We start from the raw sequence: 15098 nt of genomic DNA on the forward strand, positions 1-15098 counted from the left end.
CTCTACAGCGCCACGCTGCGCAGCCCGAAGCTGCGGGCTTCGTTCTGCAGCACAGGCCGCACCGCATCGATCAGCCGCGCTGCTGCGGCATCGACAGAAAGACCCGCCGTATCCACCACAGCCGTGGCCCGCGAATACAGCGGCTCGCGGCTCAGCAGAATGTTGCGCAGCTCCGCCATTGCGGAGCGATCGTCGGCCATCGGGCGCAGATCGCCCTGGCGACGGACGCGGGCCATGTGCTCCTCGGGCTCGGCCTTCAGCCAGATCGTGTAGAACGAGCTCAGGATCTGGTCGAAGGTCAGGGGCTCCGAGACGATGCCGCCGCCGGTCGCCAGCACCATCAGTTCGTTGCGGGCCAGCAACTGTTGCAGCGCCGCCTGCTCCATGCGGCGAAAGCCTTCCTGCCCGTAGAGCGCGATGATCTCGGCGACCGAGAGGCCGTTCTGCTGCTCGACCTCCTTGTTGAGCTCGACGAAGCTCCAGCCGACCTTCTTCGCCAAAATCTTGCCGAGCGTGGATTTGCCGGCGCCGCGCAGGCCGATCAGGGCGATTCCGCAAAACGGCGCGCGCCGCGGCGCCGAGGCGCTGCCGCCGGCGAGCAGATCCTTGGCCTGCGCGATCTGGGCAGGCGTGGCCTTGCGCAGGAGATCGCGAAACATCTGCCAGTCCGGTGTCGGATCGGCGCTTGGCAACAGATCCTCGAGATGCGCACCCATCGCGTCGGAGACACGGCGCAACAGCACGATGGAGACATTGCCCTTGCCGCTTTCGAGCTGCGCGATGTAGCGCTCCGAAATCCCCGACACCTTGGCGAGCACCTTGCGCGACATGCCGCGCAGTGCGCGCATGGTGCGCACACGCTGGCCGAGTTGTTCGAGGAATTGGGATTCGGCGTCGGGACTGTCGGTCATGATCCTTCTTACGGATGTCCTCTTGAAGGAAGTCCTGCGGCGCGCTTTAATGAAACATAGTGCCTGCTGGCATTGACAGCAAGCCGCCGCGGTGTCTTTCTATGAATTATAATTCAAAAATTCGGGGGAGAAGTCCGTGAGCGAGGGATCCTACAATGCGGTGACCTGGCTGCTCGACCGGAACGTCAGGGAAGGCCGCGGCAACAAGCTGGCCTTCGACGACACCGTCTCGCGCCTGACCTATGGCGAGCTCCAGCACCAGAGCTGCCGCGCCGCCAACATGCTGCGCCGGCTCGGCGTCCGCCGCGAGGAGCGCGTGGCGATGATCATGCTCGATACGGTCGATTTCCCGGTGGTGTTCTTGGGCGCGATCCGCGCCGGCGTCGTGCCGGTGCCGCTCAACACGCTGCTGACCGCGGACCAATACGCCTACATCCTCGCCGACTGCCGCGCCCGCGTGCTGTTCGTCTCCGAGGCGCTCTATCCCGTCATCAAGGACGTCGTCGGGCGCATGCCCGATCTCGAGCATGTCGTGGTCTCCGGTGCCGAGCAGAACGGCCACAAGCAACTCGCCGGGGAGCTCGCGGGCGAGAGCGATCAGTTCGCCACCGCCGCGACGCATCCGGACGAGCCGGCGTTCTGGCTCTATTCGTCGGGTTCGACCGGCATGCCCAAGGGCGTGCGTCATATCCATTCCAATCTGCAGGCGACCGCCGACACCTACGCCAAGCAGGTGCTCGGCATCCGCGAGAGCGACGTGTGTCTCTCCGCGGCCAAGCTGTTCTTCGCCTATGGGCTCGGCAACGCACTGACCTTTCCGATGTCGGTCGGCGCCAGCGTGATCCTCAACAGTGAGCGGCCGACGCCGGCGCGCATGTTCGACCTGATGAACCGCTACAAGCCGTCGATCTTCTACGGCGTGCCGACCCTGTTCGCGGCGATGCTCAACGATGAGACCATGAAGGCCGAGCGCGGCGGCGGCGCCTTGCGCATCTGCACCTCGGCCGGCGAGGCGCTTCCGGAATCCGTCGGCACCAGCTGGAAGGCGCGCTTCGGCGTCGACATCCTCGACGGCGTCGGCTCGACCGAGCTGCTGCACATCTTCCTGTCGAACGCGCCCGGTGACATCAAATACGGCTGCTCCGGCAAGCCCGTGCCGGGCTATGCGGTGCGGCTGGTCAACGAGGCCGGGCAGGACGTCGCCGACGGCGAGGTCGGTGAGCTCCTGGTCGATGCGCCCTCGGCCGGCGAGGGCTATTGGAATCAGCGCCACAAGAGTCGCCGTACCTTCGAGGGGCCGTGGACCCGCACCGGCGACAAATATGTCCGCGACGCGGAAGGCCGCTACACCTTCTGCGGCCGCGCCGACGACATGTTCAAGGTTTCCGGCATCTGGGTTTCGCCGTTCGAAGTCGAGAGCGCGCTGATCACCCATCCGGCCGTGCTGGAGGCTGCCGTCGTGCCCGAGGCCGATCCCGAAGGACTGTTGAAGCCGAAGGCCTTCGTCGTGCTGCGCCCGGGCGCGACCACGACGGAGCTTCAGGAAATGCTGAAGGAGCACGTCAAGCAGAAGATCGGCCCGTGGAAATATCCGCGCTGGATCGACGTGGTGGAATCCTTGCCGAAGACGGCAACGGGAAAGATCCAGCGGTTCAAGCTGCGAGAAGGGGCGCACTAATTGGCCAGGTACAACAGGCCGTCATGGCCGACCTTGACCGGGCCATCCCCGCGCAGCCGCGGTTGACGAAAGACGTGGATGCCTGGGCATAGGCGAGCGCGACGCCGTCCTTCAGACGGCTACGCCCGGGCAGGACGGCGAAGAGACAAGAGCAACAGCATGACCAATCTCACACCTACCGGCTTCCTCACCATCGGCAGCGCCAGCCTCGAATACAAATGGCTCGCTCCCGCGTCCGCCGATGCGCCGACCATCGTCATGCTGCATGAAGGCCTCGGCTGCGTCGGCCTCTGGAGCGATTTTCCCGAGAAGCTGCAACAAGCGACCGGCGCCGGCATCTTCGCCTATTCGCGCGCGGGCTACGGCCGGTCAAGCCCGGTGACGTTGCCGCGGCCGCTCGACTACATGCAGCGCGAGGCTCTGGACGTGCTGCCGAAGCTGCTCGACGCGATCGGCTTCAGGCGCGGCCTGTTGCTCGGCCATTCCGACGGCGCCTCGATCGCGACGATCTATGCCGGCGCGCACCAGGATCATCGCCTGCAGGGCCTCGTGCTCCTCGCCCCGCATTTCATCGTCGAGGACATCTCGGTGACATCCATCGCCGCGATCAAGGCCACCTACGAGACTGCCGACCTCAAGACAAAACTGGCGCGCTGGCACAAGGACGTCGACTGCGCCTTCTACGGCTGGAACGGAGCTTGGCTCGATCCGAAATTCCGTGATTGGGACATCTCGGAATATCTGGCCTATGTCCGCGTTCCCATTCTGATCCTGCAGGGCGCAGCCGACCAATATGGGACATTGCGTCAGGTCGAAATTGCGCAGGAAGAGTGCTACTGTCCGGTCGATATTAAAGTCATTTCAGACGCGGGCCATTCCCCGCATCGTGAAGCGCCGGGGGCGACGCTTGACGCGATTGAGCAATTTGCAAAAGCGGCCCTGCGCGACGATCAGGGACTTCAGGGGCACGCCGCATGACCATGCGGAGGCACATCGATGAATGTGCCTTCACATGCGACCGGCCAATTGCCGTGGCCGCGATGGGCCTATGTGCCGGGCGAGCCCGGCGGCATCGAGGCCGATGACGAGACGCTCGATTTGGCCAAGGCGCTGGTGCCATCGGCCTTTCGCGGCCACGTGCCGGCCCGCCATCCGGCGCTGCGCTACGGGCTCGCGCTCAACGACCGCGGCTATTTCTGGGAAGCGCAGGAAGTGCTGGAGACGGTCTGGGCCGCTGCCCCGCAGAGCGGCCGCGAACGCATCCTGCTGCGTGCCTGCATCCATATCGCCAATGCCAATCTGCGGCTGCGCATGCAGAAGGCGCATTCCGCCGCCCGCCTGTTCGGCGACGCGCTGACCGAGCTGCGCGCGTTGAGCGCGCGCAAGGCGGCCGGCAGCGGCGACGGTTTTGTCGAGAGCTTTCCGGTCGCCGCCGTGCTGGCGCTGCTCCAGGCCAAGATCGGCCGCCCGCAGCTCTCGAAAGCCGATTGGATCGCGCTGGGCGCGATTGTGCGGACCCAGCCGATTGCATGAAACAAAGTGCATGTAGGCGTAGTTAAGGGCTGGACGCGTGCCAAAAGATGCACTATTGTGCATCTAACGCTAAACCAAAACGAGCTCAAGGGTGGCCCATGGCCGGGGAAGATCGGCGCCTCGCAGGCGGCGCGACATTCATCGATTTCCAGACCGAACCATCCCGCTACAAGCACTGGAAGCTCGGGGTCGAGGGTGACGTCGCGACGCTGACCATGGATGTCGACGAGAACGGCGGCCTGTTCGAGGGCTATCTGCTCAAGCTCAATTCCTATGATCTCGGCGTCGACATCGAGCTTGCGGATGCCGTGCAGCGTCTGCGCTTCGAGCATCCGGAAGTGAAGGTCGTGCTGCTACGCTCGGCCAAGAACCGCGTGTTCTGCGCCGGCGCCAACATCCGCATGCTGGCGGGCTCCACGCACGCCCACAAGGTGAACTTCTGCAAGTTCACCAACGAGACCCGCAACGGCATGGAGGATTCGTCGGAGAATTCCGGCCAGCGCTTCATCACCGTGGTGAACGGCTCCGCCGCCGGCGGCGGCTATGAACTGGCGCTCGCGACCGACCACATCATCATGGCCGATGACGGCGCCTCCGCCGTCGCGCTGCCCGAAGTGCCGCTGCTCGCGGTACTGCCGGGCACCGGCGGCCTCACCCGCGTCGTCGACAAGCGCAAGGTGCGCCGCGACCATGCCGACTTCTTCTGCACCATCGAGGAAGGCGTGAAGGGCAAGCGCGCCGTGCAGTGGCGCCTCGTCGACGAGATCGTGCCGAACAGCAAGCTCGAAGGCAAGATTGCCGAGCGCGCCAAGGAGTTCGCAGCCGCCTCGACGCGCAAGGGAAGCGGCAAGGGCATTACGCTCTCCCCGCTCAAGCGCGTCATCGACGAGACCAGCATCCGCTACGGCTTCGTCACGGTCGACATCGATCGCGCGGCCCGCCTCGCCACCATCTCGATCAAGGCGCCGGAGACCGCAGCGCCCGCCGACATCGACGGCATGATGGCCCAGGGCGCGTCGTTCTGGCCGCTCCAGGTCGCGCGCGAGCTCGACGACGCCATCCTGCACTTGCGCATCAACGAGCTCGAGATCGCGATGCTGGTGTTCAAGAGCCATGGCGACCGCGCCCATGTGCTTGCGCATGATGCCTTCCTTGAAGCCAACAAGGCGCACTGGCTGGTCAACGAGATCAGGCATTACTGGAAGCGCGTCTTGAAGCGCATCGACGTCACCTCGCGCACGCTGGTGACGCTGGTCGAGCCCGGCTCCTGCTTTGCCGGGACGCTCGCCGAACTCGTCTTCGCCGCCGACCGCTCCTACATGCTGATCGGCACGCGCCAGGGCGACAACCGCCCGCCGCCGTCGATCGAACTCTCCGCGATGAATTTCGGCCCCTATCCGATGAGCCACGGCCTGACGCGGCTGCAATCGCGTTTCCAGGCCGATCCCGCCGATGTGGAGCGCGCGGAAGCGACGCTTGGCACTGCGCTCGACGCCGAGCAGGCCGAAGAGCTCGGCCTCGTCACCTTCGCGCTCGACGACATCGACTGGGACGACGAGGTCCGCATGTTCCTGGAGGAACGCGCCAGCTTCTCGCCCGACAGCCTCACCGGCATGGAAGCGAGCCTGCGCTTCGTCGGCCCCGAGACGATGGAGTCGAAAATCTTCTCGCGCCTGACCGCGTGGCAGAACTGGATCTTCCAGCGCCCCAACGCAGTCGGCGAGGAAGGCGCGCTGCGCCGCTACGGTAGCGGCCAGAAACCGAAATTCGACATGACGCGAGTCTGACATTCACCGCGTCATGGCCGGGCTTATCCCGGCCATCCACAGTCCTTCCTCCAAGGAGGCAAGGACGTGGATGTCCGGCACAAGGCCGGGCATGACGGAACGAGTTCGCAAGGAGAGCACGGCCATGAACATGAACATCATGAACGTCGACTACTCGACCAAGATTCCCAACAACGTCAATCTCGCCGAAGACCGTCAGGTGCTCAAAGCCCTGGAAGGCTGGCATCCCGGCTACATGGATTGGTGGAGCGACATGGGGCCGGAAGGTTTCCAGGAATCGCTGGTGTATCTGCGCACCGCTTACTCGGTCGACCCGCGCGGCTGGGCCAAGTTCGACTATGTCCGCATGCCCGAATATCGCTGGGGCATTCTGCTAGCTCCTCAGGAAGAGAACCGCGTCGTGCCATTCGGCGAGCATTATGGCGAGCCGGCCTGGCAGGAAGTCCCGGGCGAGCATCGCGCCATGCTGCGCCGCCTGATCGTGATTCAGGGTGACACCGAGCCGGCTTCTGTCGAGCAGCAGCGCCATCTCGGCAAGACCGCGCCCTCGCTCTACGACATGCGCAATTTGTTCCAGGTCAATGTCGAGGAAGGCCGCCATCTCTGGGCGATGGTCTACCTGCTGCAGAAATATTTCGGCCGCGACGGCCGTGAGGAGGCCGATGATCTCCTGCGCCGCCGCTCCGGCGATGCCGATGCCCCGCGCATGCTCGGCGCCTTCAACGAGGCCACGCCGGACTGGCTCTCCTTCTTCATGTTCACCTATTTCACCGACCGCGACGGCAAGATGCAGCTGCACAGCCTCGCGCAGTCCGGCTTCGATCCGCTGTCGCGCACCTGCCGCTTCATGCTGACGGAAGAAGCGCACCACATGTTCGTCGGCGAGACCGGCATCACCCGCGTCGTGCAGCGCACCTGCGATGCGATGCGCGAGGCCGGCATCACCGATCCCACCGACATCGCCAAGGTGCGCGCACTCGGCGTGATCGATCTTCCGACCATCCAGAAGAAGCTGAACCTGCACTATACGCTGTCGCTCGACCTGTTCGGCTCGGAGGTCTCGACCAACGCGGCCAACGCCTTCAACGCCGGCATCAAGGGCCGATATCACGAGACCCAGATCGAGGACGATCACCAGCTCAAGAATGCCACCTATCCGGTGCTGAAGTTCATCGACGGCGAGATCAAGCTGGTCGACGAGCCCGCGCTGACTGCACTCAACATGCGCCTGCGCGACGATTACAGCCAGGACTGCGTCAAGGGCCTGTTGCGCTGGAACAAGGTGATCACGACTGCAGGCTACGATTTCCAGCTCAAGCTGCCCAACGTCGCCTTCCACCGCCACATCGGCGAGTTCAAGAACATCCACGCGACGCCCGACGGCCTGCTGATCGACGATGCCACCTGGGCGAAGCGCAAGGACGATTGGCTGCCCTCGACCGCCGACGGCGACTTCATAACCTCGCTGATGCAGCCCGTCACGGAAAGCGGCAAGTTCGCCTCGTGGATCTCGCCCCCGAAAGTCGGCATCGACAACAAGCCGGGCGATTTCGAGTACGTGAAGATCGAGTCGTAAGACGATCGCCGGCTATGGCCGTCACCGATCGACGGACCATAACCAATCAAAACAAAGCCCCGCTCGGTGCCGGGGCTTTGTTGTCCGAGAGGGCGTCTTTCGATCAGTAGCGGGCGACCACCGGGCCGCCGAAGCGGTAGTTGATGCGGGCGGTGACCACATCGATATCTTGACGGATGGTGTCGCTGCGCGAGGGGCCTGCAAACGGCGCCACAAAGTTGAAACTGATGTCGCGCTTGCCCATGAACAAGTGATTGTACTCGACCGCGAGCGACCAGTTCGGGGCGAAGCCAAATTCGATGCCGGTCCCAACGGCGGCGCCCCACCGGGTCTCGCTCGCACGATCGAACACGGCGCCGGTCGGGATGTCGATACCCTCATACTTGTCGTGGGCGACAGCAGCGCCACCCTTCACATACCAAAGGACGTTATTCCAGGCGTAGCCGACCTGACCGGTGAACAGGCCGAAGGCGTCAACCTTGCTGCGGTTGATCTGGCCGAAGGGAGCGGGGAATACGAGGCTGGTATTGGACCCCGTGAAATTGGCCCAGTTGCCTTGCGCCTCGAGACCGAAAACCCAGTTGGTGGCCTGCCAGCGATAGCCGATCTGGCCACCGACCGTGCCGCCGGTCGCATCGTGGCATCCTTCGGTAGCGACTGGACCGGGAACACCGAGCACGGAGAAATTGTCCCAGCACTTGCGGGCCCAGCCGCCGCCGCCGTTGGCGCCGATATAGAAGCCGGTCCAGTTGTAGACGGCAGCGACCGGGACCGGCGCCTTGGTGTAGGGCCGGGCTGCCAGATCCGCCGCAACAGCCGATCCAGTGAGTGCCGCCGAAATCGCGAGCGTGGCGATTACCTTCATTGTATTGGCAACTCTGTCTTGCATCGCAAATTTGATCCGAAGATTATTGGGTTTCAGGCAGATTGCTATCACCGGAACGACACAGTGAGTTCCAAAAATGGGCTGTGGCGACCGACGAGAGCAGCCCTCGGTGGTGGCTGCTCTCCGCAATCAGCTTTTGGCGACGGACACTCTGGTCAATCGCGCCATGAGACGGTTGCGCCCCGCTCGACGACTGCGGTGATCTGGGCGAAGCAGGACGATTGGCCGCCCTCGACCGCCGACGGCGACTTCATCACCTCGCTGATGCAGCCCGTCACCGAGAGCGGTAAGTTCGCCTCGTCGATCTCGCCGCCTACCCCGCGATCTCCAGCCCCGCATTCGCGTACACCACGCCGCCATCCACCGCGATGGTGTTGCCGACCACGTAGTCGCCGGCACGCGAGGCGAGATAGATCGCGACGCCCGCCATGTCCTCGTCGCTGCCGATCCGGCGCGAGGGAATGCGTTTGGCGACGTCGTCGGCGTGGTCCCGCGCGGCGCGGTTCATGTCGGATTTGAACGCGCCCGGCGCGATCGCGGTGACGTTGATGTTGTCCTTGACCAGCTTGGTCGCCATGCGCCGTGTCAGATGGATCACGGCGGCCTTGCTGGCGGCGTAGGAATAGGTCTCGCTGGGATTGACGAAGATGCCGTCGACCGAGGCGATGTTGATCACCTTCGCCGGCCGTTCGTGCGAGGCCGCCGCGCGCAGCGGTTTTGCCAGCGCCTTGGTCAGGAAGAACAGCGACTTGACGTTGAGGTCCATCACCTTGTCCCAGCCGCTTTCAGGGAATTCGTCGAACTCCGCGCCCCAGGCCGCGCCGGCATTGTTGACGAGGATGTCGAGCTTCGGCTCCAGCTTGATGATCTCGGAAGCGAGCCTGTCGCAGCCCTCGACGGTGGAGATGTCGATCGGCAGCGCGATGCATTCGCCGTCATATTGCGCGCTCAGCTCCTTGGCCGTGGCCTCGCACGGTCCGGCCTTGCGCGCGGTGATGTAGACCTTTGCCGCGCCGGCGCTGAGAAATCCTGCCGCGATCATCTTGCCGATGCCGCGCGAGCCGCCGGTCACAAGCGCGACGCGGCCTTTGAGCGAAAACATATCCTTGAACATGGTGCCTCCCTGGGTTGGCGTTGTTTTGGGCGGGGAGGGGAGGGGAGTCAAGGAAGGGGCCGAGAGGCGCGCGCGCCAACGGAGTTTGCGCGCCTACGCCGCGGCGATCCGGCGGAAGCCGTTCCACATCGCGGTCGCGGCACCCGAGGTCAGCACCGGCAGGATCCGCGCGTCCTGGTAGTTGCCGTTGAGCGAGACGCGCGGCAGCGCCGTCATGTGGGCGGCATTGTCGGCGAACAGCATGCCGGGCCGCGTCGTCACCGCGGTCTTGAAGCCTGCCGTTGCAGCAAGCCCGAATTCGCGTACGCCGGCGGCCTCGCGATCGCCATAGGGATAGGCGAGATGCAGCACGGGACGGTCCAGCGCCTGCTCGATCCGCGCGCGGCTCGTGGCGATCTCCTGCGCGGCGACGTCTTCGGTTTGCTTGGCGAGATTGCAATGGCTGACGCTATGCGCGCCGATCGTGACCAGCGGATCGGCGGCGAAGCTCTTCAATTCAGTCCAGGACAGGCAGAGGCTGCGGCACAGCGCTGGCATGTCGACGTGGTGTGTCGCGCAGAGCGCCTCGATCTCCCGCTTGAGATCATGCTCGCCGGGCAGCGCGCGCAGCCAGTCGTGCAGGCGGTCGAACGCGGCCTGCTTGGCCACAGGCGTTGTCGTATCGAGCCGCAGCGCGGAATGGCCGATCATGACGTCGATCTGCTCGGCCTTGGCGATCACGGCCTCCAGCGCCGCCCACCACAGCCGCCCGGTGCCTTCGGCAAAATCGCTCGCGACATAGACCGCCAAAGGCGCGTCAAATTCGCGCAGCACGGGCAGCGCGTAGTCGAGATTGTCGCGATAGCCGTCGTCGAGGGTGAAGGCGGCGAAGCGGCGGTCGAACCGGCCCTGCACCAGCCGCTCATGCAGCTCGTCCATGCTGACGATGTCGATGTCGCGCGAGCGCAGATGGCACAGCGCCGCGCGCAGGAATTCGGGGGTGACTTCGAGATGCCGGTTTGGCTGGAACGCCGCCTCCCGGGCCGGCCGCACGTGGTGCAGCATGAAAATGGCGCCGACGCCCGACAAGAGCGGGCGCAGCAAATGGTGCGCCCCGCTGAAGTAAAGTGCTCCCAGCCCGGCGCGGATGACGTTGTTACGCAGTTGTTTCATGACCGGCTGGCAGACTCTGGCATTCCGCCCGCAACTTACGGAAGAACCCTTGAAGAAAAAGTTAGTCGGATTGTCGAGCCGGCGCCCTCGGAAGGGCGCCATTTCCGGTTTGACAGCCCGCCAAGGGTTTGTTTTGTCTCCGTTTCCAGAGTTCGGGTCGTCGAATGCAGAAGCTTTTTAGGTGGGCCAGCAAATGGTGGCTGGGGCTGATTCCCCTGGCCGTCATGTGGGGATTTGCGGCCTGGAATAACACCTTACCGGTCGAAGCCGACCTGTCGGCCCGCAGTTCGGCCGCGCTGAAGGATACCGTTCTGGACAAGACCCGGATCGCCGTGGACGGCCGCGATGTCAGCTTGGCCGCTGATGCCTTCTCCGAGGAGGGGCGCCGGGACGCCGTGATGGCGGTCGAGACCGTCCCCGGCGTACGCCTGGTCGACGACCGGACCCGCCTTGCTCCCGAGGCCAAACCCTTCGTCTGGAACGCCGAGCGCGACGTGGTGCGGGTGACCCTGTCGGGCTCCGCGCCGTTGCCGTCGATGAAGGGCCGGCTGGCCGAGGCGGCCCGCAAGGAGGTCGGCGGCGTCGAGGTGGCCGACCAGATGGGGCTGGCGCGCGGGGCGCCGCCGCGGTTCGAGGCCGCCGCGATGTTGCTGCTGGACCAGATCGGCAAGCTGAAGGACGGCAAGATCACGATCACCGACACCAAGGTCAATCTCTCGGGCATGGCGCGCGATCTCGGTGGCCGCGAGGCGATCGCGGCGGCGCTGAAGAACCTGCCCGAAGGCTTCTCGATCGCGGCCAACGACGTCAAGGCGCCGCCTTATATCTTCCAGGCCTACAAGGATCCGGTCGCCGCGACCGTGACGCTGACCGGCTACGTGCCCGACAACACCATCCACGCGGCGATCGCCACCAGCGCCGCGCGAAAATTCTTCACCGAGAAAGTCGTCGACAACCTCAAGGCCAGCGTCGGCGCGCCCGGCTCCTTCAACACGGCCGTGATCGCCGCACTCGGCGCGCTGTCGCGGCTGTCGACCGGCACGCTCGTGGTCTCCGACCGCGAGGTGAAGCTGTCGGGCGATGCGCTCTACGAGGCGGCCGCCAACGACATCCGCGCCGGCCTCGGCAAGGACTTCCCGAAGAACTGGCAGTACAAGCCGGAGATCACCGTGAAGCCCGCGGCAGGCCCGGTCGACGGCACCGTGTGCCAGCAATTGTTCACGGACCTTCTCGCCAAGGGCAAGATTCGCTTCGCGGCCAAGCGCGCCGACATCGATCCGGATTCCGCCGCCATCCTCGATCACCTGATCGAGACGGCGCTGCGCTGCCCCAACACCAATGTCGAGGTGGCCGGACATACCGACGCCGACGGCGAGGACGGCTTCAACCGGGCTCTCTCCGAGAAGCGTGCGCAGGCGGTGATCGACTATCTGGTCAAGGCCGGCCTGCCCGCCAGCCGCTTCACCGCAACCGGCCATGGCAGCACGCAGCCGGTCGCCGGCAACGACACCGATGAAGGCAAGGCGCAGAATCGCCGCATCGAATTTCTGGTGAGGTGACGATGCCCTATCTCGTCTCGTTCCATCTGGGCTGGCTGATCGGCTCGCTGCTGCTGGGCTTCTGCATGGGCTGGATCTCGGTGGTCCAGCGCGGCAACGGCACCTCGAAGGTGACGGCGCGCTGGCTCGCCGCGCTGGCTGCCGCCCTGGTCGCGGCTTCGTTCGCACACGTCGTCCCGGGCCGCTTCGGCTATTGGCTCGATCTCGGCCTGATCATGTCCGCCAGCTACCTGGTCGGCTGCACCATCGGCGCCTGGCTGCGCGACCGCGTGGTCTCGCGCAGTATGCGGACCAGCTGAAGCTTTTCGACCTGCACCCTCATGCGTAGGCACGGCATTCGAATTGGCGAAAACCATCGATTGACTTTAATACGTACGTACGTATTATATGTGTATGCCCAAACCTTCCCTTAAAGATGCCATCCTCGATGCCGGCCTGAAGGTCATGTTCCGTACCGGCTACCACGGCACCAGCGTGCGCGATGTCACCGCCGCGGCCGGCGCACCGCAGGGATCCTTCACCAATCATTTCCGCTCCAAGGAAGCATTCGCTTCGGAGGTGCTCGATCGTTATTTCGAGATCACGAAGGGGTTGGTCGCGGAGGCGCTCGAAGACGCCTCGCTGACCCCGCGGGCGCGGCTCAAGCGCTATCTCGACATCATCACCGGCCGGCTTGAAGCCGACGGCTATGGACGCGGCTGCCTCATCGGCGATCTCAGCCTGGAAGCGGCCGGCAGCAGCGAGATGCTGCGAACCCGCCTTGCCGAAATCTTCGCCGAATGGCGCATGCCCTTCGCGGCCTGCATCGCTGAAGCGCAGAGAGATAGCGAGATCGATCCCGAATTCGAGCCGGGGGAGCTTGCCGACTTCCTGCTGGCATCCTGGCAAGGCGCGATCCTGCGCATGAAAGTCGACCGCACACCCGAGGCGCTCGAGCGCTTCAAGATCATCGCCTTCAAGACTGTCTTTAAGGAGCCGACATGAGCAAGCAGGCCGAGATCCTCATCCGCAGCGCCGCGGTGCTGGGAAGCACAATGGCTTATCGCGACACGGGCGCGCAGGATGCGCCGGTCGCGCTCTTCCTTCACGGCAATCCGACGTCGTCACATATCTGGCGAAACATCCTGCCCTTGGTGGCGCCGGTGGCGCATTGCATTGCGCCAGATCTCATCGGCTTCGGCTGCTCGGGCAAGCCCGATATCGCCTACCGGTTCTTCGACCATGTTCGCTATCTCGACGCGTTGATCGAACGCCTGGGCATCTCATCGGCCTATCTGGTGGCGCAAGATTGGGGCACGGCGCTCGCCTTTCATTTGGCGGCGCGCCGACCGGCCTTCGTGCGCGGCCTCGCCTTCATGGAGTTCATCCGGCCGATGCCGACCTGGCAGGATTTCCATCAGGTCGAGGCGGCGCGCCAGACGTTCCGCAAATTCAGGACGGAGGGCGAGGGCGAGGCCATGATCCTGGAGGCGAACGCCTTCGTCGAGCGCGTGCTGCCGGGCGGCATCATGCGCCGTTTGGAGGACGACGAGATGGAGCCTTATCGCGCACCCTTTCCGACCCCGGACAGCCGCCGTCCGACGCTCGCTTTCCCTCGTGAACTGCCGATCGCCGGTGAGCCCGCCGACGTCTATCAAGCGCTGCAATCGGCTCACGCGTCGCTCAAAGCGTCAGCATATCCTAAGCTGCTATTCGCAGGCGAGCCTGGCGCCATCGTCTCTCCCGAATTTGCCGAGACCTTCGCTGCCTCGCTGACGCACTGCGCGCTCGTCCGCCTCGGGCCCGGCCTGCACTACCTCCAGGAGGATCACTCCGACGCGATCGGCCGTTCCGTTGCCGGCTGGATCGCCGGCATCGAAGCAGTGCGTCCCGGGCTTGCGGCCTGAAGGAGGACGAGATGTCGGACGTGACCATCATCTATTGCAGGCCTTGCGGATACGAGAAGCGCGCCAAAGAAGCGGCCGCGGCGCTGTGCCGGCAACTGGGGCTGGAAGCCGATCTGGTCCCCGGCAAGGGCGGTGTTTTCCAGGTCAAGGTCGGCGACCGGATCGTCGCCAGCCGTAGCAAAGGCCATTTCCCTGACGGTAACGACATCGTCGCTGCCGTCACCGCCGCGCGGGTCTGAGCCAGGGAGGGCTTTCGCGATGCCGATTGTCTGGGCCGACGATCTCGCCGGGATCGACTGGGACGAACTGTCCGAACTCTATCGCATCGCGCCGCTGGGCAACAAGAATCCGGCCGATCTCGCGATGGTGTTCGGCAACAGCATGTTTCGCGCCTTCGCCAATGAGGGCGGTCGCGTCGTGGGTGCGGGACGCGTCCTGGCCGACGGGCGCGACTGCGCCTACCTCTGCGATATCGCCGTGCATCCGGACTGCCAGGGACGAGGTCTTGGCCGCGACATCGTCGGGCGTCTGCTTGCGCACTGCCGCGGCCATCGCAAGATCATCCTCTACGCCGTCCCGGGCAAGGAAGGGTTTTACGAGCGCCTGGGCTTCAGGCGAATGACCACGGCCATGGCGATCTTCGAGGATCAGGCCGGCGCCTTTGGCCGCGGCTATTTGACCGCGCCTTGAGCCGCGCCCCGGGGCCCGCGCCTCCCGGTGCATCCAAAAGTCCAACAACATTGCTTGGGGCGTCCCCCTCTTTCAACAGGTGGGCGGCGCTCATAGATTGACGTCGGCTTAAGGCGTGAAGGAACATTGTGCGGCCGAAATCATCAAACTTTCATGGCGCCTGCGCAGGATCGCCATGGAGATTCGGGTCAAGCCTGCCGCCGAAGGCGCCAAACCGTGCATCAGGAGCCCGTAATCCTGCCTAAAATATTGAATGCACGTGTTTTTGTTCGAATTGGCGAATTCCACTCCGCCCCAAAACGCGCTAGTGGAGGGGCAGGGGGCAT

Annotated in this window: 15 protein-coding genes; 11 read left to right on the plus strand and 4 right to left on the minus strand. The window is 64.6% G+C overall.

The window, feature by feature from the left end:
- Positions 1–2: 2 nt before the first annotated feature.
- Complete coding sequence (locus JQ580_RS11700; protein ID WP_311982449.1) at positions 3–962, minus strand: helix-turn-helix transcriptional regulator; 960 nt, start codon at positions 960–962, stop codon at positions 3–5.
- 85 nt (positions 963–1047) lie between these two features.
- On the opposite strand from JQ580_RS11700, the gene JQ580_RS11705 reads away from it, so the two are divergent.
- The 5 genes from JQ580_RS11705 (at position 1048) to boxB (ending at position 7485) form a co-directional block, all read left to right on the plus strand.
- On the plus strand, positions 1048–2589 hold the full coding sequence (locus tag JQ580_RS11705) for a benzoate-CoA ligase family protein (protein WP_212280187.1): 1542 nt from the start codon (positions 1048–1050) through the stop codon (positions 2587–2589).
- A 159-nt stretch (positions 2590–2748) separates the two neighbouring features.
- Positions 2749–3567: an alpha/beta fold hydrolase gene (locus JQ580_RS11710; protein ID WP_212280188.1), complete on the plus strand. Its 819-nt coding sequence runs from the start codon at positions 2749–2751 to the stop codon at positions 3565–3567.
- Positions 3568–3585: 18 nt separating this feature from the next.
- The gene (locus tag JQ580_RS11715; protein ID WP_212280189.1) at positions 3586–4122 is read left to right on the plus strand and encodes a DUF309 domain-containing protein; all 537 of its coding nucleotides are present in this window, start codon (positions 3586–3588) and stop codon (positions 4120–4122) included.
- A gap of 98 nt (positions 4123–4220) precedes the next feature.
- Positions 4221–5909 carry a 2,3-epoxybenzoyl-CoA dihydrolase gene (gene boxC, locus JQ580_RS11720; protein ID WP_212280190.1) on the plus strand — a complete coding sequence of 563 codons (1689 nt, stop codon included), beginning with the start codon at positions 4221–4223 and terminating at the stop codon, positions 5907–5909.
- A 124-nt stretch (positions 5910–6033) separates the two neighbouring features.
- Entirely contained in the window at positions 6034–7485 is a 1452-nt protein-coding gene (boxB, locus tag JQ580_RS11725; protein ID WP_212280191.1) for a benzoyl-CoA 2,3-epoxidase subunit BoxB, read from the plus strand.
- Between the two features lie 103 nt (positions 7486–7588).
- Here the strand turns inward: boxB and JQ580_RS11730 are convergent, their stop codons facing one another.
- From JQ580_RS11730 to JQ580_RS11740, 3 genes are all read right to left on the minus strand, one after another.
- Positions 7589–8350 (minus strand): outer membrane protein, encoded by a 762-nt coding sequence (locus tag JQ580_RS11730; RefSeq protein ID WP_249134091.1) that lies wholly within the window; start codon positions 8348–8350, stop codon positions 7589–7591.
- A 334-nt stretch (positions 8351–8684) separates the two neighbouring features.
- Complete coding sequence (locus JQ580_RS11735; RefSeq protein ID WP_212280193.1) at positions 8685–9485, minus strand: SDR family NAD(P)-dependent oxidoreductase; 801 nt, start codon at positions 9483–9485, stop codon at positions 8685–8687.
- 93 nt (positions 9486–9578) lie between these two features.
- A complete protein-coding gene (locus tag JQ580_RS11740; protein WP_212280194.1) occupies positions 9579–10637 on the minus strand; it encodes a polysaccharide deacetylase family protein in 1059 nt (352 codons plus the stop codon).
- Positions 10638–10801: 164 nt separating this feature from the next.
- Here JQ580_RS11740 and JQ580_RS11745 point away from each other — a divergent pair, with 164 nt between their 5' ends.
- The 6 genes from JQ580_RS11745 (at position 10802) to JQ580_RS11770 (ending at position 14772) form a co-directional block, all read left to right on the plus strand.
- Positions 10802–12196, plus strand: a complete 1395-nt coding sequence (locus JQ580_RS11745) for an OmpA family protein (RefSeq protein WP_212280195.1) — start codon at positions 10802–10804, stop codon at positions 12194–12196.
- A gap of 2 nt (positions 12197–12198) precedes the next feature.
- Entirely contained in the window at positions 12199–12495 is a 297-nt protein-coding gene (locus JQ580_RS11750; RefSeq protein WP_212280196.1) for a hypothetical protein, read from the plus strand.
- 94 nt (positions 12496–12589) lie between these two features.
- Entirely contained in the window at positions 12590–13180 is a 591-nt protein-coding gene (locus JQ580_RS11755) for a TetR/AcrR family transcriptional regulator (RefSeq protein ID WP_212280197.1), read from the plus strand.
- Positions 13177–14082 carry a haloalkane dehalogenase gene (locus JQ580_RS11760; RefSeq protein WP_212280198.1) on the plus strand — a complete coding sequence of 302 codons (906 nt, stop codon included), beginning with the start codon at positions 13177–13179 and terminating at the stop codon, positions 14080–14082. The genes JQ580_RS11755 and JQ580_RS11760 overlap by 4 nt, the downstream gene beginning before the upstream one ends.
- A gap of 11 nt (positions 14083–14093) precedes the next feature.
- Positions 14094–14321, plus strand: coding sequence for a SelT/SelW/SelH family protein (locus JQ580_RS11765; protein ID WP_212280199.1), 228 nt, complete (start codon positions 14094–14096; stop codon positions 14319–14321).
- 19 nt (positions 14322–14340) lie between these two features.
- Positions 14341–14772 (plus strand): GNAT family N-acetyltransferase, encoded by a 432-nt coding sequence (locus JQ580_RS11770; protein WP_212280200.1) that lies wholly within the window; start codon positions 14341–14343, stop codon positions 14770–14772.
- The last annotated feature ends 326 nt before the right edge of the window (positions 14773–15098 follow it).

The organism is Bradyrhizobium sp. SZCCT0148, from assembly GCF_018129985.1.
GTDB classification, from domain to species: domain Bacteria; phylum Pseudomonadota; class Alphaproteobacteria; order Rhizobiales; family Xanthobacteraceae; genus Bradyrhizobium; species Bradyrhizobium japonicum_H.